Genomic DNA, 25,419 nt, shown 5'->3' on the forward strand with positions numbered 1-25,419 from the left:
GTTGCGCGCTCCGCGCCCGAAGGGGCGGAACGCGCGCCGTCGGTTGCGATCACTTCTTGAGGTCGGAGAGATTCCAGCACGCCGTCTGGGTGTCGGCGTTCTCCTTGGTGATCGGAATCAGCGTGGTGTACTCGGAGCCCTTGACCGAACCCGGCTTGGCGCCCGAGGACAACAGCCATTTGATCGTGCCGGCCATCTGCGCTGCCTGCGTCGGCACGTCGTAGCTCATGTTGAGATCGAACGAGCCGTTCTTCACGAGTTCGCACGCGCCCTTGCGCTCGCCGCCGCCTGAAGTCGCCAGGAACACCTTGCCGGTCAGGCCGGCTTCCTTGATTGCCGCGGCGGTGCCGATGTCCATGCCGTCCCAGAAGCCGACGATGCCGCAGAGATCAGGGTTCTGCTTCAGCACCGTCTGGGTGATCGCCTTGGCTTTCGCGGCATCCCAATCGGCGGCCTGGCTGGAGACGACCTTGATTTCGGGGTGCTTGGCGAGGATGTTCTCGACGCCCTTGAGCGTATAGGCGCTGGCCGCCGCGGAGAGCGCGCCCTGGATGATGGCGATCTTGTTCGACTTGCCCTGGCAGGCCTTCACCACGCCTTCGGTCTGCCGCTCGCCGATCTCGATCCAGTTGGCGCCGACGAAGGCCGAGCTGCGATAGGCCGAGCCCATGTTGATCTGGATGACGTAGATGCCCTCGTTCTCCGCGCGCTGCAGCAGTTTTGCGTAGGTCTGGACGTCGGGATTGTGGATCACCATCACCGCCGGCTTCTCCGAGATCAGCGAGGTGACGGCCTGTGCGCCCGCATTGGTATTCCAGTTGGGATCGCGGATCACGAACTTGACGCCGAACGGCTCGAGCTCCTTCTTGAGCCCCGCGTACCAGCCTTCCGTCAGGTCGAAGTTCATCGCGACCGGAACGTAGGCGACGGTCTTGCCGGCCAGCGCTTCCCGGAAGGTCTTCTGAAACGGCTCGTCGAGCCCCTGTTGGGCGAGGGCCGGGACCGTGCCGGCTGCAAGCGCCAATGCGGCGAGACTTCCAAGCGCGAACTTATTCATGCAGGCCATTGTCTTCCTCCTTGTTGGGGCAGATCAGATGTCGCCCTGTTGGGCCGTTTCTTCGTTGCGTGGGTTGAGGAACGTGTCGGTGATGACAGCGATCAGGAGCACGAGGCCCTTGATGAGATTCTGGCCGGCATAGGGAATGTTCAGGATCGTCATTCCGTTCAGCATCGTGCCGATCAAGAGCGTGCCGATGATGACGTTGACGACACCGCCGCGTCCGCCCGACAGGCCGATGCCGCCGAGCACGACGACGAGGATGACGTCGTAGATCAGCGTCGAGTTGAAGATGCGCGTCGGCATGGAGTTGACGGACGCCGCCATCACGAGGCCGGCAAAGCAGCCGATCAGCGCCGCAAGGACGTATTGCAGCACGATGATCGGCCGCGTCGGGATGCCGGTGACGCGCGCCGCGAACGGGTTGTCGCCGATCGCGTAGATATAGGCGCCCCAGCGCGTCTTGCGCAGCAGGATGAAAACCACCACGCAGGCGATCGCGAACATGACGATCGATGTGGGGATGCCGAGGATGCTGCCCTGGCCGAGCCGCTCGAACCCGGCCATCTGGTCGCTCCATTGCACGACGTCGAGCTGGAAGAGCGCGGCCTGGCCGAGACCCGCGACGAACAGGCCGGTTGCCAGCGTCGCGAACAGAGGCGGCACTTCCGCATAGGCGATCAGCCAGCCGTTGACGAGACCGATCGCGATCGACAGCAGGCCGGCCGACAGCAGCGAGGCCGGCAGCGAATGGCCATTCTGCACCATCTGCAGAACGAGGCCGCCGGGGACCGCGAGCGCCGCGATCAGCGACAGGTCGATGCCGCGGCCGATCACCACGATCGCCATGGCAAGGCCAAGGATGCCGAGCACTGCCACGTTCTGCAGCAATGTCAGCATGTTGTCGGCGGAGAGAAAGCCGTTGAGGAAGATCGAGAAGCTCAGGAAGAGGACGGCGAAGACCGCAAACACGATCTCCTGCTGGCTGATCCGAACGCGCGTCATCGCTTGCCATCCCCTAGGGATCGGCATCGCGCGTGCGGGACCGCCGTCTTCCCGCGCGCGTGCCTCCCCCCGTCCAAGATTTGTTTTGCGCTTGATAGGCGAGAGGCCTCAGCGCGGCTTGCTTGAACGCGCAAACCTTTTGCGCTGGCGCGCAAAGAGTCTTGCGTGAAGCTGACGGGAACCTAAGATCGAGGCCAACAAGCTTTTGTGCGCTGCACAGGTAAACCTCGCTGCGACGGGCCGCCGATGGATCTCGTGTTCACGACCGAGGAGCTGGACCCCGCCAAGCGCTTCGCCGCCTGGCAGGATGCCATCTGCGACCACTACGTTCATGTCGACGTGAACGCGGTGAAGCCGGCCGACTACCAGGGCTTTATCCGCGAGGCGCAATTTGGCCCGGTTACGATGAGCGACGTCTTCCTGTCGGAGCAGCGCATCTCGCGGCGCGAGCGGCACATCGCCAAGCTCGACAAGGATTGTTACTACGTCCAGTTTCTGCAACAGGGCAGCATGGACGTGCTCCAGGCCGGCCAGACCCTCGTGACCAGCCCGGGCATCGGCGCGATCTTTTCGGCGTCCGATGCCTACGATCTCGAATGCTCGAACCAGTTTCGGTCGCTGTACCTGGAAATCCCGCGCAAGGAATTTTCGTCGCGCTTCGCCGAAGGCAAGATGCCGCTCGTGGCGACGATCGCGACGGGGCGGGGCCTGGGGCGGATCGCCGCCGAGTTCTGCGCGCTGCTTGCCGCGGAGGCTTCAAGCCTGGAGGAGGCTGCGCGAGGCCGGCTCGGTCACGAGCTGATGGACGTTCTGGCGCTCGCGCTCGACATGGGCGACAAGGACGAGTTCTCGGAAGATGCGACGGCGCGGAACGCGCGGCTGCGTTCCGTCAAGGCCTGGATCGAGGAGCACCTGACCGAGCCTGACCTGTCGCTGGAGAAGATCGCCAGGGCCAACGGCGTCTCGCTCCGACATCTGCATTATCTGTTTCGATCGACCGAGATGTCGGTGTCGGAATGGATTTTGAACCGCCGCCTGCAGCGCTGCTACGACGCGCTGATGCGCCCGGAGCTGCGCGCGCTGTCGGTGACCGAGATCGCCTATCGCCTCGGCTTCAGCAGCTCGTCGCATTTCAGCACGGTGTTTCGCCGGAAGTTCGGCCACAGCCCGTCCGAGCTGCGCCGGCGGCAGACGATGTCGATGGAGTAGGGCGCGGCTGGGCGCAACGCGCAGGCCGACCGAATCTCCTATTTGCGGTTTGCGCCCGTCGAACCGGAGCCCGGCACGGCCTGTGGGCCGCCTTGCGTCTGCCGCTCCGCTCCTGTGCCTGGGATCAGGCGGCCTCGGCGGCTGGTTAGGGGGCGGGACTTCGCGCCGAGGCTGCCGTTTACCGGGATTCCAAAAACCCGGCGCGGCTCAATGCCTGGCGCGCGGCTCTGTTCCTATTCTTGTCCGTTGCCCTCGGCGCGCTTTACGCCGACCAGCGGTCCTGCTCTTCCCGGTGCGCGTGCTCGTTGAGCCGTTCGGCGATCTGGTCGGCGATCTCCTCCGACTCGGCCGAGGCGACCGGATCGCCCTTGTGCGTCCTGAGCTTGTCCTTGTCGGCTTCGATCGGGAAGTCGTCGGGTGTCAGTCCGGTATCCTTGGCGATAGGCTTGGTCATGGTAGGTTTGGTCATGGCGCGCCTCGCTGCGTCCCTCTCTCCTGGGGAACAACACGCCTGAAGGCCAATCGTTGCCACGAACCGCGGCGCGTGATCCGCTATTTCTCGACCGGCCCCGTCCAGTCCTTGAAGCCTCCGAGGTTGTAGACCTTCTCGTAGCCCAGATCCTTCAGCAGCTTGCCGGCCAGCGCAGACCGTCCGCCGGACGCGCAATAGAGAATGACGCTCTTGCTCTTGTCGAACGCCTTGTCATGAGAGGGCAATTCCGGATCCGCGCGAAACTCCAGCATCCCGCGCGAGACGTGCACTGCGCCTTCGATCTTGCCGCTGGCGGCGACCTCCGGCGCGTCGCGAACGTCGACGACGAGCGTGTTGCCGTTCCTGATCATCTCGGCGGCCTGCTCCGACGTGATCTTGGGCACCGCCGCGTTGGCGGCTTCGAGCATTTGCTTGACGCTGGTGGGCATGGGGGGGTCTCCGGTGAGGGGCTGTGCGGACGATAGCACATCGCTCGCGCCGCGCCTCCTCCTGTTGGAGGACCGTCGCGAGCGAAATGATCGACTTCACCCGCTCATCCTCTGTCCGATGCCTTCAATCGTTCGCCCGCTTTCAGGGCTTCAGCCGGGACATGCAGAGCTTCTTGTCCTGCTCCTTGTGCTGGAAGCCGTAGTTGATGCAGGCCCGGTCCTCGGCCGGCGTGTGCTTGGCGATCTTCAGATAGATGCGGGACGGCTTGCCCTCGCCAAAATGAAGATCCCCCGACACGGCGACCATCTCGTCGCCGACGAACTGGTGCCGGTAGAACTCGCCGTCCTCCTTGATCGATCCGAAGCAGCCGCGGACGAGATTGAGCAGGCGGTCGGTGCGCTGCTCGAGCTCGCGGCGGTTGGTCTTGTCGTATCGCCAATCGCATTCATAGGTCGGAACGATGCGGAGCGTGATGTCCTTTTCGGTGCCGACTTCGATGGCGCATTCCGGCTTGGATGCAAGAAAGTCCTGCGAGACGGTGATCGGGGTGGCGTATTCGTCGATCGCCGCCATGTCGCTGATCTTGACGCCCTTGCTGCCGAGGGTGCCCGGCTCGATGAACCACTTCTCTTTCTTTTCCTTCGTGATGCCGGCGAACAGGTCGGCCGCGTGGCCCGCCACGGCGCGAATCTGTTCGCAGAACGGCGCGTTCTTCTGGCTGGCATCGACGGTCTTGACGGCGGGGGTCGACTTCTCCTCCTTGGCGAGCTTGTCGGCCTGGATCTCCTTGAGCTGCTTGACCATCTGGGCCAGATATTCGAGATCGGCCTTGGCGCAGGCCTTGGCCTTGCGCTCTTCGCCCTCCTTCAGCCAGCCGACATACATCTTGTCGACCGGAGCTTTGCTGCAGCCGGCCTCGATCAGCTTGGTCTGCTCGGTGTAGTAGGACTGCTGGTCCTTCAGGTTGTTGTCGGCGTCGATGCAGCGCAGCGCGTCGTCGCGCTGCTTGGTGATGCGGTTGTACTCGTCGCGATCGATCTCCCGCTTGTCGTACTTCTCCCTGATCGGCGCCATGGTGGCGTATTTGAGGTCCTCGATGGCGGCGCGCTCGCGGGCATTGAGATTGAGGGCCGCCTTCTGCTCGGCGTCCAGGCGGTGCTCCACACTGAAGTCCGGCGGACAGCGCTTGGTGTCGCGCGCCGCGGCCGGGGCGAGATTGGCGGCAAGGGCGAGTAAGAGGCAGAGGGCGCGGGCACGCATGCAAATGTCCTTCAGTGGGGCAATGCCGCCAGAATAGCGGGGCTGTTTGGACAGACAAGGTGGGTGAGGCAAAGGGGACTGCCGCGATGGTTCGTTCGCCCTCGAGCACCACCCCTCGGCCATCGGGGGGGATCGATCTCGACTCGCAGCCGACATGACGCTTGCGGGGCCCGCGAGGCGGCGGGCAATATATCACGCCGAAGCGAGCGTTGAATGACCCCTTTGGGTCATGTTGGTCGGCCGCCGTCGATGAATGATGCTGACGCGACCTGTCCCGTAGCGCGCTCAAATTGCCCGCAATCCGCGGCAGGAGATGACGATGACTTGCGCCATATCGACCGGTCGGCCGTGCAAGCACTGTCGTCCGCCCGCAGAGATCGAGCCGCTCGGCTTCCAGGCCGACTTCACCGCGGCCGAGCATGAATTGATCCTGCGCGGCTTCCAGCCAGACGAGATGGAGCAGAAATGGTCCGTCTGCTGCGACGGCGACTGGGTGTATTTCTGCCGGAGCTGGACCAGGTTCATGATATTTGCGCTTCGCCTGGAGCGAACACCATCCGGTGCGCGCGTGGCCGATTCCCTGGTCAGCAGGGATGCCAAGCAGTATCGCTCGACGGACCTCGATCACGACCGCCGGCTCGTCCGCGAGCTCATCGACGGATGGTTGCTTTCTCCCGATTGATGCCGCTTGCAGCCTTCTCGTTGCCGAGAAACCGCATGCGGCAGGGTCATCAGCGCAAGGTCAGCGCACGCCCGTGCCTTTGCAGCGCTGGCACTTCAGCACCTTGTCGCCTTTCTTGACCAAGCCTTTGCCCTCACAATTCTTGCATTTCTGCTTCTTCTTGATATTCGGGCCTTTTTCACTGGTCATGACATTCTCCTGCCGCCCAACGGCGGCCCCGAAGGGGGTGCTCGGCGAAGGGGCGGAGCGATGCGACATTAATCCTACACTTACGCTGCCTTTTTCTCCACAAGCCATGTCGGAACCCAGGGCCGCCGTTCGTCTTGAATCCGAGCCGCCTCGAACCGGAGTTCTGCGTAAATGGCCCCCCGCGCCAACTGGAAAGGCTTCCTGAGACTGTCCCTCGTCACCTGTCCCGTGGCGCTCTATCCGGCCACGTCCGAGAGCGAGAAGATCTCGTTCAACCAGCTCAACCGGCAGACCGGCCACCGCGTCAAATATCTGAAGGTGGACGCCGAGACCGGCGACGAGGTGCCAAACGAGGACATCGTCAAGGGCTTTGAGCTGGACAAGGGCCAGTACATCGAGGTGTCCAAGGAAGAGCTTGAGGAGATCGCGCTGGAGTCCACGCGCACCATCGAGATCGACGAGTTTGTCGCCCGGTCGGACATCGACCCGCGCTACCTGATCCGCCCCTACTACATCCGCCCCGACGGCAAGGTCGGCCACGACGCGTTCGCGGTGATCCGCGAGACCATCCGCGAGATGGACAAGGTCGCGATCGGGCGCGTGGTGCTGACCAGCCGCGAGCACATCATCGCGCTGGAGCCGATGGACAAGGGCCTCGTCGGCACGCTTCTGCGCTACCCCTACGAGGTGCGCAGCGAGCAGGACTATTTCGACGATATCCAGGACGTGAAGGTCACCAAGGACATGCTCGATCTCGCCCGGCACATCGTCAACCAGAAGGCCGGCCGCTTCGAGCCCGAGAAGTTCGAGGACCATTACGAGACCGCGCTGATCGAGCTGATCAACGAAAAGCGCGCCGGCAAGGTCATCCAGTCGAAGGAGCGGCCGAAGGGCGAGAACGTCGTCGACCTCATGGAGGCGCTGCGCCGCAGCGTCGGCAAGGAGGCCAGGAAGGAGGCCGCGCCTGCGAAGGCCGGCAAACCCGCCAGGAAGCCGAAGAAGGCGGCGGCCGGACAGAAGGAGATGCTGATGCCGATCGCGGGCAAGAAGGCGGCCAAGGAGACGTCCGCGAAGAAGCAGGCGTCAGGGGCGCGGCGGAAATCGGCATGAAGCATCCGGTGACGGCGGACGGCCGCTACTTCGTCGTCCGCGGTCGCCTGTGGCGGATGGCCAATCCTGATCTCTCGGACGACGAGCGCGCAAGCCTGGTGAAGCGGCTGATGGCGGCACGGCGCGCGGTCCGCGACGCCAAGGCGGACCAGGCCCCGGAGCTAGAGGCTGCCGCGCATCGCGAAGTGGACGAGATCAAGCGCGCGCTGGGCGAGCGGGGGCCGGTCTGGTGGAAAGACGGCGCGCCGGACCTCAATCGCCATATGGCGAAGAACACGCCTTATGCCGCCTGGTACGCGAAGGTGTTTGCCGCAAGCGTCAAAGGCCCTCGTCAGGACACTCCGGACACGTCTCGCCGATCGAATCGAGGACGTCGTTGATCTCCGCGTCCGCCTGATCGGCGGAGACGCCCTCCGGCGGATGCTGCCGCGCAAGCGCGAGCGCGTGATCGCGCGCGTGCGGGTCGGCCCGATCCCTGGCCCAGCCATGCTCCTCGCATTCGTGGATGGCGCCAGCCTCCTGCAGCACGTGGAGCGCCCATCCACGCAGCGTGCGGATCGCCGGCCGCCTGTCCTCGTCATCAGCATCGAGATCGCTCCTCGCCGGGACGAATCCGCGCCGCCCCCGCTTGTTCCCAGCGCTTAGCACGGGGCAGGGATTCCCAAACGGCAGGGCCGGGCTTGTCCCCGTGTTCCCGGGGGCTGTGGAGAGTGCGAGGGATGGGCGGAGGGGTCTGCGTGTTGTGACGCTTGGCGGAGAACGCTGGATTCGAGCCAAATCTCATGGAAGTCTTTGCGAACTTGGGTATCGCTGCTCGCTGGGGACAACGGTAGCGGTTTTTGGATGCTCTCCTGTGCCACTGCGCTAGTTAACGAAATCAATACTCCGGCATTTCCAATCATCGAGCAGAGATTCAAACGATAAGAAGTCCTCATCGGGCACCCAAGCCGCTCTGTTGGCCGTCTCAACTCGATTCAGCAGGAGCGCTCGCCATCTTTTCGAGATCGACATCCACCAATCACGGCGCATACAGGTGTGCTCTGCGTATTCAAACGCGATTTGAACCGCGAGCGTTGTGAGCTCCTTGTATGGTTGCAAGCAAAATGATTTGGCAAAACGCTTGCTTGGCCTTTCGCCCTTCAGCCATGTGAATATAGCGACTGGCATTTTGTCGGCGGTCAGAATATGCATTCCGATGTAGGCAGCTTCTTCAGAGAAATTCTGAAGCTTCGTTCCGACAACGTTGTAAAGTGGACGAAAGGCGCCAACAGACAGCAGAACAGGCGTCGCATCAAATCGGATAATCGCGGCCCGGATTTCGTCATACCCGGACAGGTTGATCATGTTCTCGGTGCGTTTGAAGTTTTCTTCCGCTGCAATCGCGGCGAGTGAATGGATCTGAAACGCTTGGTAAAATGGTTCGCGTCGTGGATCACTGCTTAGGTACTTTCTTGCCTCGTTCGCGGCTGCATCCTCCGCGTTTCCTCGAATATAAACTTCTGCTGCCATCGCTCTATAATGCAGCAAGGTAAGTTGTTCTCGTGTGAAGGTGAGGGCTGCGTCCTCCAAAGGCGCAAAGAGATTCTTATCATGACGTGCGCAGAAGCACTGCAATGTTGAGAAATTGCCGATACCGATATCTTCCGCTTGAAAGCCGGATCGTTTCATCTGCGCAATAGGTGAAAGGCGAGTAGGAACGGCGTGGACGTGACCTTGCACGGCAATTTGTGCGAGCTGCGAGCGAGGGATCATGTGTGCGTGAACGATTCTTCCATCGCAGCCGTCCCCACCAAAACGCTTGGACAGACACTCTTTGCTATCTAGGGCGCCTTGATAGCGCTTAAGAAAGCTCCATTGCATCGGTGTAATCGGTTTCATGGTCTGAACGCGCAGGTAATTGCAATATGCGTAGTATAACCGGCATGGCACTCGCTGCGAGTGAAATCACAACCGTGGCAGGTGGAGCGCTGCGGTAACAGTGTGCTTAATTCATTCGGTATCCGCAGGGCGGACGCAGAATTGAGTGCACAGTCACCGCAACACTAGCAACACACTGAGTCTCGTCGGTCACCAATCTGCCTTACGGTTCTTCGCCGTGAGCATTGACTTGGCTCCCTTGTGAAACGCCATGACCGTTTTTCCGTAGGGCAGTTTCATACTTTCTGGGATGTTGGTATCTAGCGACAGCATCTGGATGGTGTTTGGATTTCGAGCGATCATAATCGACGGAATCTCTCGCCAACCCTCGGCCTGGAGGTTTCCCCGCAAAGCTCGGCGTGTGGCATTGGTCAGTATGTCGACGAGTTCCAGTCCCGGCTCGGGGGCGGTAGAAAATCTCAGGCTCTCCGAAAGCACGAGACCGAGGTTCATGGGTTTCGGCCCGTCAGGTTTTGGTTTGAGCAGGTTCTTCATAAAGTCGGAAATTTCGTCGAACTCAAAGCGCCTCATGTGCGAGTAATCACCAATCTTGATGGATCGCATGGGATCGCGGGCCATCTTGCTTTGGAGGGCTGGCTTGATGAAAATCGTCCACCAGGTCTCCCAAGGTGTTGGAATCGAATTGTCGCCTTTGGCGTCGATGACCCAATGGAAGTTGGCAAGCTCCTCCGGGCGACGCTGGGAATAATACATTGTCCCATGCTCGATGACGCGGTCGATCAATTCGAAGATCACGGCACTCTGGATGTTGAGCTGTAAGCTGTAAGCCTCCAGCTCTCTCCGGGCCTTCCAAATGGCATCGATCAGAGACTGGTGGTGCTTGTCCGTTAGGCTCGAAGTCATTCCCTCGGCTCGGGCGGCCTGGTTGCGCCGAATGCCTTCCTCGGTATGAATTCCTAGATCGATGGCCGCCACTTCGAAGATAACGTCGTGATGCCTAAGGATCGGCATCAGCTTTGCGATGTCACTTTCTGACAGGCGCTTGCCTTTGACTTCGCCTTTCTCAATGGGGAGGTATTTTCGGAGCTTCCCGTATTCCCGCTCTAGGCTTCGCTTGCGAGCGTTGGGCACGATCAACGCGCCGATCATGGATATGCTGAGCGGTTGGCCTACCCCCGTAAAGGTACCAGTCTCGTCAATGAAGATGTGCACGATCAACCTTCACGGATAGCTCGACGCGATACCATGCGCACCCGCGCCAGCCTGGCGGCGCGTTCGGCCTTGAACGCTGCATCAGATACAAGAACGGACAACAGGGCTTCTTCAACATCTCCTTGGTTGGAGTAGAAGTCGAACCTTGCACGTGACCATTCAGAAGGGGTTGTCGGGTCCGGCGGCTTCAGGTCGAGGAAGCCTGTTAGAGCCATTCGATAAAGGATGCTGGCGTACGAGAAGAGGTTACGGCCGGAGCGCTTCACGATCAGGCTTTTTTCGTCGACTGGATTCCCGTGCAGGAAATCGTTTCGAACTCGGTAGATTTCGCCATAAATCCAGCAGCCGAGGTTGCGCTTCGTCTTCGAGCTTGTCGGCTTGAACCTCCGAGCCTTCATTTTCTTGTGCCTCCATGGCGCAGCACCAAGGCGGTCGTACACGTCCCACAAGCGGACCTTGTCCTGACCGGTGTGGGTCAAGATTTCGAACGCGCTGACCCAAAGTCCGATATTGCGACCGAGTGAGAAGGTCGTGAGGTCCGCGCCCGCGGGCATCTTTGACGCCGCCGCTGCCATGTTGAGAGACCGGAAGAGGGCCCGGTCAGTCCACAGGGGACGCTTGGTACTGTATCGCTGCCGCCAGCGCTGAATCAGGGCCGTCAGGAGAGGATTGTCCGTATCCATATGGTCGAAGTCTAGCGCCGACAGAATCGGGGAAGTCTGACCACGAAAAACGCAAACCTCATGTAGTGCGACCTGGCCCGGCGTGTGGCAGACTAGGTGCTTATGCTTCTCGTGATATACCCATGGGTAGAAATCAAAGTAATCCGAATATTGGATGTAGTGAGAGCCGTCATGCACGATGCCTCTGGCGCGCTGAAGCGGAATGACAGACAGCGCGAGGAGGTCCCGAAAGCTTGAGACGGCTTCGATCGATCTAAAGGTCTTAGGAGCGTCAGACCGAAGCAAAAGAACGCCCGGAGAGACACGTGCCCCGAACGGGTCGGTGAATTTCTGAACGAATTTTTTGAATTCAGGGTGGATGGATTCATAGGCTTTGAGGCGGTCGTCTGTGCAAGGCACAATCGCCACCTCCTCCGAGATAACCTCATGAGCTACACGGAGGTTCGGGATTAGGAAAACCGGCATCCAGTCGGCCATTGTTTTCCTATAAGCGAGTCGCTCCCAGCATACAATTTTTTGGGGATTGCGGTGACAGTGCACAAAACTCAGGTGGGCTGAGCAGGGACTCGGTAGTGAGTCTCGGCGTGTGCAATTTCTCTTCGCATCCGGCGTGTTCAAGCTAAGTTGGAAATACTTCGCTCTTCAGGCATGCGTGGCTAAGCGATGCGCAGCGGTCGGCTGCAGCCCGCCTTGGCGCTGCGCTTCGGGGCGGGAGACCTCACTGACCTCGCTGGGAGTTCATGGAGTTCATGGCACTGGCTTGCTCGCCGAAGTTCGCGAAGCAGTCCGTCTTCGCTTTCACTTTGTTCCAGCTACGCCGGACACCACGCTTCGCCCTGCGTTCTCCGCTTGGCAGCGCCACGCGTAGCCCGCAGGGCGAAGCGTGGTGGGCCCGGCAGGACTCGAACCTGCAACCAGACCGTTATGAGCGGCCGGCTCTAACCATTGAGCTACAGGCCCCGCCGCGAGGCAGCTCGCGGGAACGCGGCCGGCAACGGTGCGCGGTTCGTTTACAGGGATGGCGGCGGGGGTGCAATGCTGGCGCGGGCGGGCGGGAACGTCGGCGCGGCAACGCCCGTCATTTCGAATAACCGAATTTTCCGATGATGCATGTATACCCTGTTTTGCCCGACGAAGCAAACCGCCTTGGGAAGCAGCGGAGCTGCGGAGGCCCGGTTTTCGGCTCCCGTAACCCATTGAATTTGCTAGCCTCGTCTACTGTGCATGGGGTTGTTTTGCGACTTTTGGGTATGGAGGGGGACCAACCGCCCCCTCCAATGCCGTAACCGCCGTGTGGCCGAGCCCCGCTAATCCACCGAGACCCCGGCGAACTCCACCACCTTGCGCCACTTCTCGGTCTCGTCAGCGACCAGCTTGCCGAACTCGGCCGGCGTCATCGGCTTGGGGATGCCGCCGGTCTCCGTGAGCCTGGCCACCAGCTTGGGGTCCTTCAGCGCTTCGCCGACGGCCTTGTTGAGCGTCTCGACCACTTCGGGCGGCGTGCCCTTCGGCGCGGAGATGCCGTAGAAGCCGACCGATTCGAAGCCAGGCACGGTCTCGGCGATCGCGGGCACGTCAGGCACGGTCGGCCAGCGCTGCGGCGAGGTCACGCCCAGCGCGCGGACATTGCCGCCCTTGGCCTGCTCCATGGCCGAGGGGAGGTTGTCGAAGATCAGCTGCACCTTGTTGGAGATGATGTCCGGGAAGGCGATCGCCGAGCCGCGATAGGGCACGTGCACCATGTCGCATTTGGTCAGCACCTTGAACAGCTCGGCCGACATGTGCACCGAGGTGCCGTTGCCGGACGAAGCAAAGGAGATCTTGCCGGGGTTGGCCTTGCAATAGTCGACGAACTCCTGGACCGTCTTCGCCGGAAACGCGTTGGAGACGACCAGCATGTTGGTGAGCTGCATGATGCTCGCGACCGGGGTGGTGTCGCGGATGAAGTCGAACGGCAGCTTCTTGTAGAGCGAGGTCGAGATCGCGTTGTTGGGCGCGACGAACAGCAGCGTGTAGCCGTCCGGCGGTGAGTTGATCGCGGCGGCGGCGGCGATGTTGCCGCCGGAGCCGGTGCGGTTCTCGACGATGAATTGCTGGCCGAGCCGGTCCGACAGCCACTGCGCCATGATCCGCGCGACGATGTCGACCGGGCCGCCCGCGGCAAAGCCGATCAGCCAGTGCACGGGACGGTCGGGATAGGCGGCGGAGGCGCGAGGCGTGGCGCTGAACAGACCTGTGAGGACTGCGAGCCCGAACACACCGCACCGCAAAATTCGCAACATGACGCCTCCCATTGCATTATTGTCGTTGCGGGCATGCTTTCACAAAAACGGACGGCTGCCTACATCGCCGCAAGTCGGTGTTGACGCAGGCCTGTTGGAAATGACCATGAGATTCGCGATCATCGTTCTCGGCGCAGCGCTGCTCCTGAGCCCCGCTGCGGCTCAAACCGGAGGCAACGCCATTCCGACCACGCCACATACGATCAGCCATACTATCAGTCTCGGCACCGCGACGCCCGGCGGCGGCTTTCCGCTCTATGGCAACGCCTTTGCCGAGGTGATGAATGCGGCCGATCCGCAAGTCACGATCGCGCCGCGCAACACCAAGGGCAGCAATGAGAACATTCCGCTGCTGGAGAAGTGCGAGCTCGATCTCGCGCTGGTCGCGGGCGAGCCGGCCTATGAGGCCTTCGCCGGCATCGGCCGCGCGAAGGTATCGCTGAAGATCCTGACGGCGATCTATTCCAATCCCGGCATGTTCGTGGTGCGCGCAGACAGTCCCTACAGGACCATCCGCGATCTCGTCGGCCAGCCCGTCGCGTTCGGCGCCAAGGGCTCGGGCCTGCCGATCCTGGCGCGCTATGTGCTCGATGGGCTCGGGCTCAAGCAGGACGAGGATTTCAAGGCGATCTATCTCGACCGCGCCGGCGACGGCCCCGCGATGGTCGAGGACGGCCGCGTCGCCGCGCTGTGGGGGGCCGGCATCGGCTGGCCCGGCTTTGCCGCGGTGGCATCGAGCGCGTCCGGTGCGCGCTTCATTGCCCCCAGCGTGGACGAGATGACGCGCATCCGCGCCAAGCATACCTTCCTGAAGCCGCTGCTGGTGCCCGCGAACAGCTATCCGAAACAGGACGCGCCGATCGCTTCGCTGGGCTCGTGGAGCTTCGTGCTGACACGCGAGGATCTGCCTGACGACGTCGCCTATCGGCTGGCGAAGGCGCTGCACGGCGTTGAAGCGAATTTCTGCAAGAAGCTCGCCCAGGCCTGCGAGACCACCGCGTCGAACACGGTCGCCGCGGCGCCGAGGCCGGAACTGATCCATCCCGGCGTGATGAAGTATTTTCGCGAGATCGGGGTGGTGAAGTAGCGAATGCGCTTTCTTCCTTCTCCCTTGTGGAAGAAGGTGGCGCGAAGCGCCGGATGAGGGGTTCTCTCCGCGCGTACAAATTGAGAGTTCGACTCGCGGAGAGAACCCCTCACCCGGCTGCGCTTCGCGCAGCCACCCTCTCCCACAAGGGGCGAGGGTGGATCGTCAGCGCAGCTACATCGTCACTTCTTCACCAGCGGGCACGCCTGGTCCGGCGGGCCGAACGCCTTGTCGCCGGAGATCGTGGTGAGGATCTTGTAATAGTCCCACGGATATTTGCTCTCCTCCGGCGTCTTCACCTGCACCAGCCAGAGGTCGTGCACCATCAGATTGTCCTCGCGCAGTTTGCCGTTGCGGGCGAAGAAATCCTCGATCGGCTTCTCCCGCATCTTGGCGGCGACCTTGAGCGGGTCGTCGGTGCCGGCTTCCTTGATGGCGTTGAGATAGTGCATCACGCTCGAATAGACGCCGGCCTGCCACATCGAGGGCATCTTGTTCATCTTGGCGAAGTAGCGCTTCGACCATTCGCGGGTCTTGTCGTCCATGTCCCAATAGAACGAGGTCGTCAGGAGCAGGCCTTGCGCGGCCTGCAGGCCGAGGCCGTGGATGTCGGTGATCAGCGCCAGCAATGCAGCCATCTGCTGGCCGCCCTTGAACACGCCGAACTCCGAGCCGGTCTTGATCTCGTTCATGTTGTTGGGCGGGCCGGCTGCGATGCCGATGATCTTGGCCTTGGAGGCCTGCGCCTGCAGCACGAAGGAGGAGAGATCGGGCGTTGCCAGCGGCGGCCGCACCGAGCCCAGCACCTTGCCGCCATTGGCGGTGACGACCGCGGAGGCGTCGCGCTCCAGCGAATGGCCGAAGGCGTAGTCGTCGGTGATGAAGAACCAGCTGTCGCCGCCACGCTTGACCACCGCGTCCGCGGTACCGACCGCGAGCGCGCGGGTGTCGAACACCCACTGGATCGCGTAAGGCGAGCAGAACTTGCCGTGGAAATCCGCGGTGCCGGTCGAGTGGGTGATGAACAGCCGCTTCTTCTCGTTGGCGATGTTCTGCACCGCGAGCCCGACCGCCGAGACCGGAACGTCGACGATCAGGTCGACCTGCTCGACGTCGAACCAGCGCCGCGCGAGCGAGGCGCCGATGTCGGCCTTGAGCTGATGATCGCCGACCACGACGCTGATCGGCTTGCCGAGCACCGTGCCGCCGAAATCGTCGATCGCCATCTGCGCCGCCGTCACCGAGCCCTGGCCGGTCGGCGCGGAGGCCGGGCCGTTCATGTCGGTGAGCACGCCGATCTTGACGACGTCGTCGGAAAGCTGCGCCATGGCGGCACCCGACGTCAGCGTCGCCGCCAAGACGGTTGCCGCAAAGCCGGCCGCGACCGGCAGTCCAAATCTCGTTGGATTCACGCTTGTCCTCCCCTGATCCGGCGCGTTGGCCGGTGTTGCCCCGGGTGTGCCCCCGGCTGAATTGGTTTCTTTTGCAACTATTTGGGGGCGGGCGTCAATGTCAGGCTGCGAACCGGATCTGCCCCGCGGCCGAGGGATCATAGCCGGTCAGCTCCTCGGCGCGCTGGCGCAGCCGCCTTTCGCTGAGAAACCGCAGCAGGGCCTGCATGGCGGGGCGGAAATAGCTGCGCTGCCGCATCGCAAGGTCGAAATTCTCCCAGACCAGCGGCACGAAATCCAGACCCGCCGAGCGCGCGGCGGCGCGCGTCGCGATGCCGCAATCGGCCTGGCCGGCGCGGACGATCTCGGCGAGATCCGGCCCGGTCAAAGCCGGCGGCTCGACCCGGCGCAGATCGCGCGTCGAGGCGCCGGCACGCTTCAACAGCACGTCGAGCAGCATCTGCGCGCCGGTGCCCTGCTGCCGCATCGCCATCCTGGCGCCGAGCGCGAGCACGTCGGTCAGGCCGTGCAGCTGCTTGGGATTGCCCTGCGGCAGCACGAGCCCCTGCTCGCGGCGCACGAATGCGACCAGCACCGCATCATGCAGGTCGGGCGCCGCGCGCAGCGCTTCGACGCTGGCATCGCCCGCGAGATCGCCGGCAGCATCCAGGCCGTGGAAGTGCACCGCCGCCGCCATCACCTCGTTGCGCTGCAGGCGCTCGAGCCCGCGCATGCTGCCCTCGCTCATCGATCCCAGGCCCGAGCCGGATTCGCGCAGGCTCCAATCCAGCAGCTCGTCCTGGCTGCCGCCCACCACCGGCGGCGGCTCCGCGATCAGCATGCCGGCCGGACGCGCGAGGCCCGACAGCACCCAGAGATCGAGCTCGTGCCGAGGGAAGAGCCATTTCCCCGTCACCTTGGTGCAGGGGATCGCGCCGGTGGTGACGAGTTCGTAGAGCTTGCGTTCGCCGAGCCGAAGATAGTCGGCGGCTTCGCTGGTCGTCAGGAATTCCATCCTGCATTCCTATGCAAATTCTTGCTTCTTTTTGACGTTCGACGCAGGTGGAATCTGCACTTCAATTGTCGTGTGAGCGGGAACCATGCCCGATCATCTCGCTGCTTTGCAACACATCCTCGCAGGCGATTCCTGCTTTGGTGAACGATCTCAACGGGTGCTGAGCCTTGCCGAAATTTCCCGATTTGGAGGACGCATCGATGCAAGCGCGTCACGAGTGCGGCGCAATCGATCATCATGATCGCGTCATAGCCAATGGGAACCTGATCCATGCGCCGCCTGTCCGTTGCATTCGCGCTCCTCTGCGGTCTCACCGCGGGCGTTGTGGCGTCATCCGCGGAGGACCACGCGATCGTGCTGGCCTCGACCACAGCGACACAGGAGTCCGGCCTGCTCGACAATCTGCTGCCGATCTTCCGCGACAAGACCGGCATCGAGGTGACCGTGATCGCGCGGCGCGCCGACGAGGTGCTCAATGGGCCGCGAAGAGGCGAGGCCGACGTCGTGCTGATGCATGCGCGGCCGCAGGAGGAGAAATTCGTCGCCGACGGATTTGGCGTGAAGCGTTTCGACGTGATGTACAACGACTATGTGCTGATCGGGCCGAAGAGCGATCCGGCGGGCGTGAAGGGCAAGGACATCGTGACGGCGCTGAAGGCGATCGAAGCCAAGGGCGCGCCGTTCGTGACGCGGGGCGATCGCTCGGGCACCCACGCCGCAGAGCTCGCGCTCTGGATCGTCGCCGGCATCGACATCGCGAGCGCCAAGGGCGCCTGGTATCGCGAGGCGGAGCGCGGCATGGCCTCGGCTCTCGACGCCGCGCGCGCCGCGAATGCCTATGTGCTGTCGGATCGCGGCAGCTGGATTTCGTTCAGGGACCGCGGCGATCTCGACATCGTCGTCGAAGGCGACCGGCGGCTGCTCAATCAGTATGGCGTGATGCTGGTGAATCCCGAGAAGTTTCCGAACGTGAAGAAGGATCTCGCGCAGACCTTCATCGATTGGCTGACCTCGCCGGAGGGGCAGGCGGCGATCGCCGCCTACAAGGTCGACGGGCAGCAGCTGTTCTTTCCGAACTCGGACAGGTCCGGCGGCTGACGGCCCGCAGTCCCGGCGGTTGCCAAAGCAGCCGATGCATGGTCCACCATGGCGCATGACCCAGCGCCTGCCATCCTCGCTCACGCCGCTCGAGATCGCGCTCGCCGCGTTGCTGAACGGGCTCGAGCCGCTTGCACCGGTGGAGTTGCCGCTGTCGGACGCGGCCGGCTGCATCGCGGCGGGCACTCCGCTATTTGCGGCCCATCCGCCGCACGACATTGCCGCCACGGACGGCTGGGCGCTCCGTGCCAATGATCTCGTCGGCGCGTCCTCTTATTCGCCGCTGCCCTTGACGAAAGAGCCGCAATGGGTCGAGGCCGGCGAAGCGATGCCGGCAGGATGCGACTGTGTGCTCGATGCCGACGCGGTGGAGGTATCGGGCCCGCTCGTGCAGGTGCTGGCGGAGGGCGTGCCGGGGCAGGGCGTCAGGCGCGCCGGCGGCGACATCGGAGAACATACGGCCGTTGTGGTCGCGGGGCGCCCGGTCACCCCCGCCACTCTGTTGCTCGCGCGCGTTGCAGGTGTCGGGAAGCTGAGCGTGCGCCGACCGCGGCTGCGTCTCGTCAATGTGCCCGGTGCGACGGCGACGACGCATTTGATTGCCGAGATCGCGCGTGCCGCGGGACTGCATGTTGAGATGCATGAAGCCGGTGCGCGTGCTGCTGCATCGATCGCGGAGGCCGTCACCGATGACGCCTGCGATCTCGTCGTGACGATCGGCGGCAGCGGTGTCGGCCGCCACGACGCAGCCGTCACGGCGCTGGCCGAGCGCGGCGAGGTGCTTGCTCATGGTCTCGCGCTTCGGCCCGGGCTCACCGCCGCGGTTGCGCGCCTCGGCAATGTTCCCGCCGTCGCCTTGCCCGGCTCGCCCGATGCAGCGCTCGCGGCCTGGCTCGCGCTCGTGCTGCCGCTCGTCGATCGCCTGTCGGCGCGACAACGGCGACGTCAGATCACCTTGCCGCTATCACGCAAGATTGCCTCCAGCGTCGGCATCGCCGAGATCGCGCTGCTGGCTGAGGAACACAAGACGTGGAGGCCGCTTGCCGTGGGCGAATGGCCGTTTCAGGCGATGGCCGGCGCGGATGCCTGGTTGCTCATATCAGGCAATCACGAGGGATTTGCGGCAGGTGAGCCCGTCGATGCCTATCTGATGCGGGAGTGATATGGGTTCCGGCATGACGATGATCCCGAAGCCACCAGACCGCAGCGCGCTCGAACAGGAGCAGTTCCTCAAGATCCTCTCGCGCGAGGAGGCGCTGGCGCGCTTCGAGGCGGCGCTGTTCCCGCGCGCGCTGCCGTGCGAAACGCGCAAGCTTGGTGCTGCGCTTGGCGCGGCGCTCGCCGAAGACGTCACGGCGCCTATCGATGTTCCCCCGTTCGACCGTTCCAATGTCGACGGCTTTGCCGTGCGTTCGGGGGATCTCGTTGCGGCCGGCGAAGGCAAGCCGGTGCGTCTTGGGCTGAACGGCGAAACCATCCACTGCGGCACCGCGCCGGCGCTGCAAGTGGCGGCTGGAACCGCAACGGCGATTGCCACCGGCGGCCCGCTGCCGCGTGGCGCCGATGCCGTCGTCATGGTCGAGCACACCCAGCCGGCGGGGGCGGATGCCATCGAGGTTCGTCGCGCCACGTCTCCCGGGCAATTCGTCTCCTATGCCGGATCCGACATCGCGCGCGGCGAGGCGCTGCTGCGTGCCGGCACCGTCATCGGCTCGCGCGAGATCGGCATGCTGGCCGCGTGCGGCATCGCCGAGGTGAAGGTCGCGCGCAAGCCACGTGTGGCCGTGATCTCGACCGGCGATGAATTGGTGCAGCCGGGCCAGAGGCTCGCGCCTGCCGGGATCTACGACACCAACGGCGCCATCGTCGCGGCCGCGATCGACGAGAACGGCGGCGAGGCGATCTTCCTGGGCGCGATTCCCGACGATGAAGCCAAGCTCGAAGCTGCCATGCGTGCCGCGCTCGCCGATGCCGACATGCTGGTGCTGTCAGGCGGCACGTCCAAAGGCGCGGGCGACCTGTCCCATCGCATCATCGGCCGGCTCGGCGCGCCCGGCATCATCGCGCATGGCGTTGCGCTCAAGCCCGGCAAGCCGCTGTGTCTTGCGGTGTGCGACGGCAGACCGGTGGTGATCCTGCCGGGCTTTCCGACCTCGGCGATGTTCACCTTCCACGACATGATCGTGCCGGTGCTGCGCAAGCTGGCCGGCCTGCCGCCGCGCGCCGATGCCAAGGTCAACGCGACCGTGCCGGTGCGCATTGCGTCCGAGCTCGGCCGCACCGAATTCGTCATGGTCTCGCTGGTCGAGGGCAGGGATGGCCTGATCGCCTATCCCTCCGGCAAGGGGTCTGGCGCGATTACGTCCTTCGCGCAGGCCGATGGTTTCCTGCGCATCGATGCGCTCGCCGACCAGATGCCGGCCGGGACCGAAGCCGAGGTGACGCTGTTCACACCTCATGTGCGGGTCCCCGATGTCGTCATCGTCGGCAGCCATTGCACAGGTCTGGATCTTGTCACGGCGCAGCTTGCGCATGCGGGCCTCGCCGTGCGCTCGATCGCGGTCGGCAGCCTCGGTGGGCTTGCCGCGGCGAAGCGGGGTGAATGCGATCTCGCGCCGATCCATCTGTTCGACGACAAGAGCGAGACCTACAATTCGCCCTATCTCGTCGAGGGGCTCGAACTCGTGCCCGGCTGGCGGCGGATGCAGGGCATCGTCTACCGCAAATGCGACAGGCGTTTCGACGGCCTCGATGCGAAGCAGGCCGTCGCTGCCGCGCTCGCTGATCCGGCCTGCATCATGGTCAACCGCAATCAGGGTGCCGGCACGCGCATCCTGATCGACCGGCTGCTCGGCGGGGCGCGGCCGGAAGGCTATTGGAACCAGCCGCGGTCGCACAACGCAGTCGCGGCGGCCGTCGCGCAGCACCGCGCCGACTGGGGCATGACCATTGCGCCGGTCGCCCACGCGGTCGGCCTCGGTTTCATTCCGTTCGCGGAAGAGCATTATGACTTCGCGCTGGTGACGGCGCGCAAACAGCGTCCGGCCGTGCAGGCTTTTCTCGATGCCCTTGGTTCGGACGAGGCGCGCACAGCGCTGGAGCGGGCTGGATTTCGACCTGCTTAGAATGTCCTCGCGCCGTTCGAGCGCGCGCACCGGGCTTTCGCTACGATACCGGGTCAGTGCCGCTGGCGGCTTGATCGACCTGCTCGCGCCTGCGCTGCCGCTCTTCGGCTTCCGCCAGCGCGCGCTGTGCGGCGGGTGGCAACGGCTTTGGATCCTGCGGGACCTCGACGGTGTCAGGCTTGCTCAGCTGCTTCGTGCGATCGATCACGTCCGAAACATCGAACGCGACGTCGACGACATCGAAAATGATGTCCAAGAGAGAGTCGGCCATGGCTCATCCGGGGCAGCGTCCCAATATTGGTCGTTGCCTTCCTTGGTCCGGTTCACCGGCCAGGAGAGACCCTCAGGCCGCGTCGTCCAGCGCGGCCAACCGCTCGGCTTCGGCGATGTCCTCGACCGTGTTGGCGTTGAAGAACGGATCGAGCGGCTCGGCCGGCCACGTCACGGTTGCGAGTGGATAGCGTGCGGTCCAGCGGTCGATCTTGCGGAGGTCTTCGACGACCAGCGCGTGACGCAGCTCGCCGCGCAAGGCGACCCGCCACAGGCCGATCACGGGATGCGACTGCTCGCCGGATGCGGCGACCGCGAGCTGCGCGTTCTCGCGCCGGCGTGCGTCATGCAGCCGGGCCACCAGATCGCGCGGCAGGAACGGGCAATCGCCGGCGGCGCTGAGCACCCAGTCGACGTCCGGCCGGTTCGCCGCGGTCCAATCGAGCGCGGCCAAAATGCCGGCGAGCGGGCCGGGAAAGCCGGGCACGTCGTCGGGGACGACCTGCAGGCCGAAGGAAGCGAAGCGCGCGGGCTCTCCGTTGGCATTCAGGATCAGTCCGGTGCATTGAGGTTTCAGGCGCGCGATCACGCGCTCCAAAATGGTGCGGCCGCCGATGGTGCGCATCGGCTTGTCGCCGCCACCCATGCGCCGCGCGAGGCCGCCGGCGAGCAGCACGCCAAGAGTTGGCGGAATAGTCGTGGTTGGAAATTCAGTCGTCACCACCTTCACCCTTGCGCTTGTGCTTGGCCGATTCCTCCTCGACGTAAGCGAGGTCCTGGTCGTAGACGATGCGCTCTTCGCCCGCGAGGACGATGAAGCGCTTGCCGCGGGTGCGGCCGACCAGCGTCAGCCCGACCTGGCGCGCGAGATCGACGCCCCAGGCGGTGAAGCCGGAGCGCGACACCAGGATCGGAATGCCCATGCGAACCGTCTTGATCACCATCTCCGAGGTGAGGCGCCCCGTGGTGTAGAGGATCTTGTCGGAAGCATCGACGCGGTGGCGATACATCCAGCCCGCAATCTTGTCGACGGCGTTGTGACGCCCGACATCCTCGGTGTAGCAGAGCGGGGTGCCCTCCTTGCACAGCACGCAGCCGTGGATCGCGCCGGCCTCGAGATAGAGCGAGGGCATGGTGTTGATGGTCTGCGTCATCTGGTACAGCCAGGATGTGCGCAGCTCCGCCTTCGGCAGCGCGACGCTCTCGACGGCCTCCAGCAGGTCGCCGAAAGCCGTGCCCTGCGCGCAGCCCGAAGTCTGCGTGCGCTTCTTCAGCTTGGCTTCGAAATTGGTGTGATGCTCGGTGCGCACCACGACCACTTGGAGATCGTCGTCGTATTCGACCTCGGTGACGGCGTCATTATATTTCAGCATGTTCTGGTTCAGCAGATAGCCGAGCGCCAGATATTCGGGGTAGTCGCCGATCGTCATCATGGTGACGATCTCCTGGGAGTTCAAATAGAGCGTCAGCGGCCGCTCCATCGGCACCTTGATCTCGACCCTGGCGCCGGTCTGGTCGGTCCCGGTCACGCTCTGGGTCAGGCGCGGGTCGTCCGGGTCAGGGATGATCAGGGGCACCGGGGCTTTGTCCATTTGCATCATGGCGGCGAGGTTAGCATGACATTCGGGCCAAGCCGATATAAGCATGGCGGCGAAAGAGCGAAATGCTGCCTCGGCGTCATTGCGAGCGCAGCGAAGCAATCCAGAAATACATCCGCGGAGATGGTCTGGATTACTTCGCCGCACTCGCAATGACGGGGTGGAGCCGGAGGTTCCGTCAGCGGTCGTTGGTTGCGAAAAGAGAGCTGGAATGAAAGTTATCGGCCTTGCAGGCTGGAGCGGTGCGGGCAAGACCACGCTGTTGGCGCGGCTGATCCCGCATTTCAACGCGCAAGGCCTGCGCGTCTCGGTGATCAAGCATGCGCACCACCAGTTCGACGTCGACGTGCCCGGCAAGGATTCCTGGCGCCATCGCGAGGCCGGCGCCTCCGAGGTGCTGGTGGCGTCGTCGAACCGCTGGGCCCTGATGCACGAATTGCGCGGGGCGGCGGAGCCGCGGCTGCCGGAACTGTTGGGCAAGCTGTCCGCGGTCGATCTCGTCGTGGTCGAGGGTTTCAAGCGCGAGCCGCATCGCAAGATCGAGGTGCATCGCGCGGCGAACGGCAAACCGCTGCTGTTTCCCGACGATCCCGGCATTGCCGGCATCGCGGCCGACACCGCCATTGACACCCGGCTGCCGACTGTCCATCTCGACGACATCGAGGCGGCCGCGGCGTTGCTGCTGCGCGCGGCGATGCCGGTCGAGGAAGCGGTTGCGAAGAGCGCCGCGATACGCTGACGAGGCACCATGGCGCAACTCTCGGACGATTGCTTTGCCTTCGGCGGCCCGATGATGTCGGTCGACGAGGCCGTTGGTCTCATCACGACGCGCGTCAACGCGATCGCCGATCTGGAGACGGTGTCTCTCGTCGATGCAGACGGTCGCGTGCTGGCGCGCGATGTCGCGGCGCCGCTGCCGCTGCCGCCCTTCACCAACTCGGCCGTCGACGGCTATGCCGTGCGCAATGCCGATGTTCCCGATCGCGCCGAGCAAGCGCTCCCGCTTGACGGTCGCATCCCGGCCGGCGGGCTCGCGCAGGCACCGATCAAGCCCGGCCACACCGCGCGCATCTTCACGGGCGCGCCGATGCCGCCGGAGGCCGAAACCGTCTTCATGCAGGAGGACGTCCGCATCGACGATTCCGGTCGGATCGTGCTGCCGCCGGGGCTGAAGCCGGGCGCGAATGTGCGCCCCGCCGGCGAGGACATCCCTCAGGGACAGATCGCGCTGCACGCCGGCCAGCGCCTGCGGCCGCAGCATGTTGCTCTCGCCGCCGCGTTCGGCCTCACAAGACTGGACGTCGTCCGGCGCATCCGTGTCGCCGTGTTCTCGACCGGTGACGAGCTGGCGTCCCCCGGCGAGACACGCGCCGCCGCGCAGCTGTTCGATTCCAACCGCTTCATGCTGATGGCGATGCTGCGCCGTCTCGGCTGCGAGGTCAGCGATCTCGGCATTCTCCGCGACGAGCGGACTTCGCTCGCGAACGGCTTGAAGCAGGTTGCAGGGCGCCACGATCTGGTCCTCACCACCGGCGGCGTCTCGACCGGCGAGGAGGACCACGTCAAGGCCGCGGTCGAGAGCATCGGCTCGCTGGTGCTGTGGCGGATGGCGATCAAGCCCGGCCGGCCGGTGGCGATGGGCATCATCGACGGCACGCCGCTGATCGGACTGCCCGGCAATCCCGTCGCGAGCTTCGTGACGTTCGTCCACGTGGTGCGGCCGACGGTGCTGGCGCTGGCGGGCGGCCTGCCGGAGCCGTTGACACCGATCCCGTTGCGCGCGGCGTTTACCTACAAGAAGAAGGCAGGTCGGCGCGAATACGTTCGTGTATCCCTGCGGCGTGCGCAGGACGGCCGGCTCGAGGCCATCAAGTTTCCACGCGAAGGGGCGGGGCTGCTGTCCTCGCTGGTCGAGACTGATGGCCTGGTCGAGCTCGGTGAGAGCGTCACGGGCGTTGAGCCGGGGCACAGCGTAGGTTTCTTGTCCTATGCCGATCTGCTCTGAGCGGCTGCGTTGACGTCGTTGCCTCACCTCGCCATGTTGCGCCCATGACCAGAACGACGCTCGACCTCACCGGACTGAAATGCCCGCTGCCTGCGCTGAAGACGCGCAAGGCGCTCAAGCCGTTGCAACCGGGCGATCAGCTCGAGGTTCACTGCACCGATCCCTTGTCGGTGATTGACATTCCGAACCTGATTCGCGAGACCGGCGACACGGTGGAGATCACCGAGCGCAACGACGCGCGCATCGTGTTCTTGATAGAAAAAGCAAATGGCTCGATAGGTGGCGCCAATGGTGCACCGCATTCGTGAGCGTTACCTCACTGATACCGACCTTTTGTCTAT

The 25,419-nt window shown here is 63.9% G+C and carries 27 protein-coding genes and 1 tRNA gene; 11 read left to right on the forward strand and 17 right to left on the reverse strand.

All coding sequences use genetic code 11. From position 1 onward, the window contains the following. Nucleotides 1-49: 49 nt before the first annotated feature. Both AC0WRY_RS07380 and AC0WRY_RS07385 read right to left on the reverse strand, forming a co-directional pair. Complete coding sequence (locus AC0WRY_RS07380; RefSeq protein ID WP_194406355.1) at nt 50-1,066, reverse strand: sugar ABC transporter substrate-binding protein; 1,017 nt, start codon at nt 1,064-1,066, stop codon at nt 50-52. A 24-nt stretch (nt 1,067-1,090) separates the two neighbouring features. Beyond that, nucleotides 1,091-2,062, reverse strand: a complete 972-nt coding sequence (locus AC0WRY_RS07385) for an ABC transporter permease (RefSeq protein ID WP_194406356.1) — start codon at nt 2,060-2,062, stop codon at nt 1,091-1,093. 246 nt (nt 2,063-2,308) lie between these two features. Here AC0WRY_RS07385 and AC0WRY_RS07390 point away from each other — a divergent pair, with 246 nt between their 5' ends. Further along, the gene (locus AC0WRY_RS07390) at nt 2,309-3,271 is read left to right on the forward strand and encodes a helix-turn-helix domain-containing protein (RefSeq protein ID WP_194406357.1); all 963 of its coding nucleotides are present in this window, start codon (nt 2,309-2,311) and stop codon (nt 3,269-3,271) included. Between the two features lie 262 nt (nt 3,272-3,533). Here AC0WRY_RS07390 and AC0WRY_RS07395 read toward each other — a convergent pair whose 3' ends face one another. From AC0WRY_RS07395 to AC0WRY_RS07405, 3 genes are all read right to left on the reverse strand, one after another. Beyond that, nucleotides 3,534-3,740: a hypothetical protein gene (locus tag AC0WRY_RS07395; RefSeq protein WP_246776426.1), complete on the reverse strand. Its 207-nt coding sequence runs from the start codon at nt 3,738-3,740 to the stop codon at nt 3,534-3,536. Nucleotides 3,741-3,823: 83 nt separating this feature from the next. Next, nucleotides 3,824-4,192 (reverse strand): rhodanese-like domain-containing protein, encoded by a 369-nt coding sequence (locus tag AC0WRY_RS07400; protein WP_194406358.1) that lies wholly within the window; start codon nt 4,190-4,192, stop codon nt 3,824-3,826. Between the two features lie 142 nt (nt 4,193-4,334). Beyond that, entirely contained in the window at nt 4,335-5,453 is a 1,119-nt protein-coding gene (locus tag AC0WRY_RS07405) for a hypothetical protein (RefSeq protein ID WP_194406359.1), read from the reverse strand. 319 nt (nt 5,454-5,772) lie between these two features. Between AC0WRY_RS07405 and AC0WRY_RS07410 the strand changes: the two genes are divergently transcribed. Next, on the forward strand, nt 5,773-6,135 hold the full coding sequence (locus AC0WRY_RS07410) for a hypothetical protein (protein ID WP_210346999.1): 363 nt from the start codon (nt 5,773-5,775) through the stop codon (nt 6,133-6,135). Between the two features lie 60 nt (nt 6,136-6,195). On the opposite strand, the gene AC0WRY_RS07415 is transcribed toward AC0WRY_RS07410, so the two are convergent. Continuing rightward, nucleotides 6,196-6,324 (reverse strand): hypothetical protein, encoded by a 129-nt coding sequence (locus tag AC0WRY_RS07415; protein ID WP_256438918.1) that lies wholly within the window; start codon nt 6,322-6,324, stop codon nt 6,196-6,198. A 171-nt stretch (nt 6,325-6,495) separates the two neighbouring features. Between AC0WRY_RS07415 and ku the strand changes: the two genes are divergently transcribed. Together ku and AC0WRY_RS07425 are read left to right on the forward strand one after the other, a co-directional pair. Next, nucleotides 6,496-7,434, forward strand: a complete 939-nt coding sequence (ku, locus tag AC0WRY_RS07420) for a non-homologous end joining protein Ku (protein ID WP_194406360.1) — start codon at nt 6,496-6,498, stop codon at nt 7,432-7,434. Further along, nucleotides 7,431-7,814, forward strand: a complete 384-nt coding sequence (locus tag AC0WRY_RS07425; protein ID WP_194406361.1) for a hypothetical protein — start codon at nt 7,431-7,433, stop codon at nt 7,812-7,814. The genes ku and AC0WRY_RS07425 overlap by 4 nt, the downstream gene beginning before the upstream one ends. Here AC0WRY_RS07425 and AC0WRY_RS07430 read toward each other — a convergent pair. The 6 genes from AC0WRY_RS07430 to AC0WRY_RS07455 all read right to left on the reverse strand — a co-directional run bounded on the left by AC0WRY_RS07430 (nt 7,753) and on the right by AC0WRY_RS07455 (nt 13,489). After that, nucleotides 7,753-7,992, reverse strand: a complete 240-nt coding sequence (locus tag AC0WRY_RS07430) for a hypothetical protein (RefSeq protein ID WP_491123449.1) — start codon at nt 7,990-7,992, stop codon at nt 7,753-7,755. The genes AC0WRY_RS07425 and AC0WRY_RS07430 overlap by 62 nt on opposite strands. Before the next feature lie 306 nt (nt 7,993-8,298). Next, nucleotides 8,299-9,312 (reverse strand): hypothetical protein, encoded by a 1,014-nt coding sequence (locus tag AC0WRY_RS07435; protein WP_194406363.1) that lies wholly within the window; start codon nt 9,310-9,312, stop codon nt 8,299-8,301. 189 nt (nt 9,313-9,501) lie between these two features. Continuing rightward, entirely contained in the window at nt 9,502-10,524 is a 1,023-nt protein-coding gene (locus AC0WRY_RS07440; protein ID WP_194406364.1) for a hypothetical protein, read from the reverse strand. Between the two features lie 2 nt (nt 10,525-10,526). Further along, the gene (locus AC0WRY_RS07445; protein WP_194406365.1) at nt 10,527-11,684 is read right to left on the reverse strand and encodes a hypothetical protein; all 1,158 of its coding nucleotides are present in this window, start codon (nt 11,682-11,684) and stop codon (nt 10,527-10,529) included. 407 nt (nt 11,685-12,091) lie between these two features. Next, nucleotides 12,092-12,167 (reverse strand) — tRNA-Ile (locus tag AC0WRY_RS07450). Between the two features lie 347 nt (nt 12,168-12,514). Continuing rightward, entirely contained in the window at nt 12,515-13,489 is a 975-nt protein-coding gene (locus AC0WRY_RS07455) for a Bug family tripartite tricarboxylate transporter substrate binding protein (protein ID WP_194406366.1), read from the reverse strand. A gap of 106 nt (nt 13,490-13,595) precedes the next feature. Here AC0WRY_RS07455 and AC0WRY_RS07460 point away from each other — a divergent pair, with 106 nt between their 5' ends. Then, a complete protein-coding gene (locus AC0WRY_RS07460; RefSeq protein ID WP_194406367.1) occupies nt 13,596-14,576 on the forward strand; it encodes a TAXI family TRAP transporter solute-binding subunit in 981 nt (326 codons plus the stop codon). 182 nt (nt 14,577-14,758) lie between these two features. On the opposite strand, the gene AC0WRY_RS07465 is transcribed toward AC0WRY_RS07460, so the two are convergent. Beyond that, nucleotides 14,759-15,988, reverse strand: coding sequence for an ABC transporter substrate-binding protein (locus tag AC0WRY_RS07465; protein ID WP_194406368.1), 1,230 nt, complete (start codon nt 15,986-15,988; stop codon nt 14,759-14,761). A gap of 100 nt (nt 15,989-16,088) precedes the next feature. Next, the gene (locus tag AC0WRY_RS07470; protein WP_194406369.1) at nt 16,089-16,982 is read right to left on the reverse strand and encodes a substrate-binding domain-containing protein; all 894 of its coding nucleotides are present in this window, start codon (nt 16,980-16,982) and stop codon (nt 16,089-16,091) included. Nucleotides 16,983-17,252: 270 nt separating this feature from the next. Here AC0WRY_RS07470 and AC0WRY_RS07475 point away from each other — a divergent pair, with 270 nt between their 5' ends. Genes AC0WRY_RS07475 through AC0WRY_RS07485 form a run of 3 tightly spaced genes read left to right on the forward strand, consistent with a single transcriptional unit; the run spans nt 17,253 to nt 21,205 of the window. Continuing rightward, nucleotides 17,253-18,080 (forward strand): ABC transporter substrate-binding protein, encoded by an 828-nt coding sequence (locus tag AC0WRY_RS07475; protein WP_491122853.1) that lies wholly within the window; start codon nt 17,253-17,255, stop codon nt 18,078-18,080. A 55-nt stretch (nt 18,081-18,135) separates the two neighbouring features. Beyond that, a complete protein-coding gene (locus AC0WRY_RS07480; RefSeq protein ID WP_491122854.1) occupies nt 18,136-19,242 on the forward strand; it encodes a molybdopterin-binding protein in 1,107 nt (368 codons plus the stop codon). Between the two features lie 13 nt (nt 19,243-19,255). After that, entirely contained in the window at nt 19,256-21,205 is a 1,950-nt protein-coding gene (locus AC0WRY_RS07485; protein ID WP_491122855.1) for a molybdopterin biosynthesis protein, read from the forward strand. A 40-nt stretch (nt 21,206-21,245) separates the two neighbouring features. Here the strand turns inward: AC0WRY_RS07485 and AC0WRY_RS07490 are convergent, their stop codons facing one another. The 3 genes from AC0WRY_RS07490 to fdhD all read right to left on the reverse strand — a co-directional run bounded on the left by AC0WRY_RS07490 (nt 21,246) and on the right by fdhD (nt 23,076). After that, nucleotides 21,246-21,476, reverse strand: coding sequence for a hypothetical protein (locus AC0WRY_RS07490; RefSeq protein ID WP_491122856.1), 231 nt, complete (start codon nt 21,474-21,476; stop codon nt 21,246-21,248). Between the two features lie 72 nt (nt 21,477-21,548). After that, nucleotides 21,549-22,205, reverse strand: a complete 657-nt coding sequence (mobA, locus tag AC0WRY_RS07495) for a molybdenum cofactor guanylyltransferase MobA (protein WP_491122857.1) — start codon at nt 22,203-22,205, stop codon at nt 21,549-21,551. Next, a complete protein-coding gene (gene fdhD / locus AC0WRY_RS07500) occupies nt 22,186-23,076 on the reverse strand; it encodes a formate dehydrogenase accessory sulfurtransferase FdhD (protein WP_194406375.1) in 891 nt (296 codons plus the stop codon). Before fdhD ends, mobA begins: the two co-directional genes overlap by 20 nt. Nucleotides 23,077-23,284: 208 nt before the next feature. On the opposite strand from fdhD, the gene mobB reads away from it, so the two are divergent. From mobB to AC0WRY_RS07515, 3 genes are read left to right on the forward strand one after another with little or no spacing between them, the layout of a single operon-like run. Next, complete coding sequence (gene mobB, locus AC0WRY_RS07505) at nt 23,285-23,812, forward strand: molybdopterin-guanine dinucleotide biosynthesis protein B (RefSeq protein WP_194406376.1); 528 nt, start codon at nt 23,285-23,287, stop codon at nt 23,810-23,812. A gap of 9 nt (nt 23,813-23,821) precedes the next feature. After that, entirely contained in the window at nt 23,822-25,078 is a 1,257-nt protein-coding gene (locus AC0WRY_RS07510; RefSeq protein WP_194406377.1) for a molybdopterin molybdotransferase MoeA, read from the forward strand. A gap of 44 nt (nt 25,079-25,122) precedes the next feature. After that, complete coding sequence (locus AC0WRY_RS07515; RefSeq protein WP_194406378.1) at nt 25,123-25,386, forward strand: sulfurtransferase TusA family protein; 264 nt, start codon at nt 25,123-25,125, stop codon at nt 25,384-25,386. Nucleotides 25,387-25,419: the final 33 nt, after the last annotated feature.

Source organism: Bradyrhizobium sp. T-12 (genome assembly GCF_058314695.1).

Excerpts from the sequence above, each read along its gene's own strand:
- AC0WRY_RS07455 (WP_194406366.1), bottom strand. The coding sequence starts at position 13,489 with ATGTTGCGAATTTTGCGGTGCGGTGTGTTCGGGCTCGCAGTCCTCACA.
- fdhD (WP_194406375.1), bottom strand. The coding sequence starts at position 23,076 with ATGATGCAAATGGACAAAGCCCCGGTGCCCCTGATCATCCCTGACCCG.
- AC0WRY_RS07390 (WP_194406357.1), top strand. The coding sequence starts at position 2,309 with ATGGATCTCGTGTTCACGACCGAGGAGCTGGACCCCGCCAAGCGCTTC.
- AC0WRY_RS07460 (WP_194406367.1), top strand. The coding sequence starts at position 13,596 with ATGAGATTCGCGATCATCGTTCTCGGCGCAGCGCTGCTCCTGAGCCCC.
- ku (WP_194406360.1), top strand. The coding sequence starts at position 6,496 with ATGGCCCCCCGCGCCAACTGGAAAGGCTTCCTGAGACTGTCCCTCGTC.
- AC0WRY_RS07410 (WP_210346999.1), top strand. The coding sequence starts at position 5,773 with ATGACTTGCGCCATATCGACCGGTCGGCCGTGCAAGCACTGTCGTCCG.
- AC0WRY_RS07435 (WP_194406363.1), bottom strand. The coding sequence starts at position 9,312 with ATGAAACCGATTACACCGATGCAATGGAGCTTTCTTAAGCGCTATCAA.
- AC0WRY_RS07380 (WP_194406355.1), bottom strand. The coding sequence starts at position 1,066 with ATGGCCTGCATGAATAAGTTCGCGCTTGGAAGTCTCGCCGCATTGGCG.
- AC0WRY_RS07480 (WP_491122854.1), top strand. The coding sequence starts at position 18,136 with ATGACCCAGCGCCTGCCATCCTCGCTCACGCCGCTCGAGATCGCGCTC.
- AC0WRY_RS07385 (WP_194406356.1), bottom strand. The coding sequence starts at position 2,062 with ATGACGCGCGTTCGGATCAGCCAGCAGGAGATCGTGTTTGCGGTCTTC.
- AC0WRY_RS07510 (WP_194406377.1), top strand. The coding sequence starts at position 23,822 with ATGGCGCAACTCTCGGACGATTGCTTTGCCTTCGGCGGCCCGATGATG.
- AC0WRY_RS07400 (WP_194406358.1), bottom strand. The coding sequence starts at position 4,192 with ATGCCCACCAGCGTCAAGCAAATGCTCGAAGCCGCCAACGCGGCGGTG.
- AC0WRY_RS07415 (WP_256438918.1), bottom strand. The coding sequence starts at position 6,324 with ATGACCAGTGAAAAAGGCCCGAATATCAAGAAGAAGCAGAAATGCAAG.
- AC0WRY_RS07490 (WP_491122856.1), bottom strand. The coding sequence starts at position 21,476 with ATGGCCGACTCTCTCTTGGACATCATTTTCGATGTCGTCGACGTCGCG.
- AC0WRY_RS07475 (WP_491122853.1), top strand. The coding sequence starts at position 17,253 with ATGCGCCGCCTGTCCGTTGCATTCGCGCTCCTCTGCGGTCTCACCGCG.
- AC0WRY_RS07405 (WP_194406359.1), bottom strand. The coding sequence starts at position 5,453 with ATGCGTGCCCGCGCCCTCTGCCTCTTACTCGCCCTTGCCGCCAATCTC.
- AC0WRY_RS07445 (WP_194406365.1), bottom strand. The coding sequence starts at position 11,684 with ATGGCCGACTGGATGCCGGTTTTCCTAATCCCGAACCTCCGTGTAGCT.
- AC0WRY_RS07485 (WP_491122855.1), top strand. The coding sequence starts at position 19,256 with ATGACGATGATCCCGAAGCCACCAGACCGCAGCGCGCTCGAACAGGAG.
- AC0WRY_RS07425 (WP_194406361.1), top strand. The coding sequence starts at position 7,431 with ATGAAGCATCCGGTGACGGCGGACGGCCGCTACTTCGTCGTCCGCGGT.
- AC0WRY_RS07470 (WP_194406369.1), bottom strand. The coding sequence starts at position 16,982 with ATGGAATTCCTGACGACCAGCGAAGCCGCCGACTATCTTCGGCTCGGC.
- AC0WRY_RS07395 (WP_246776426.1), bottom strand. The coding sequence starts at position 3,740 with ATGACCAAACCTACCATGACCAAGCCTATCGCCAAGGATACCGGACTG.
- AC0WRY_RS07515 (WP_194406378.1), top strand. The coding sequence starts at position 25,123 with ATGACCAGAACGACGCTCGACCTCACCGGACTGAAATGCCCGCTGCCT.
- mobB (WP_194406376.1), top strand. The coding sequence starts at position 23,285 with ATGAAAGTTATCGGCCTTGCAGGCTGGAGCGGTGCGGGCAAGACCACG.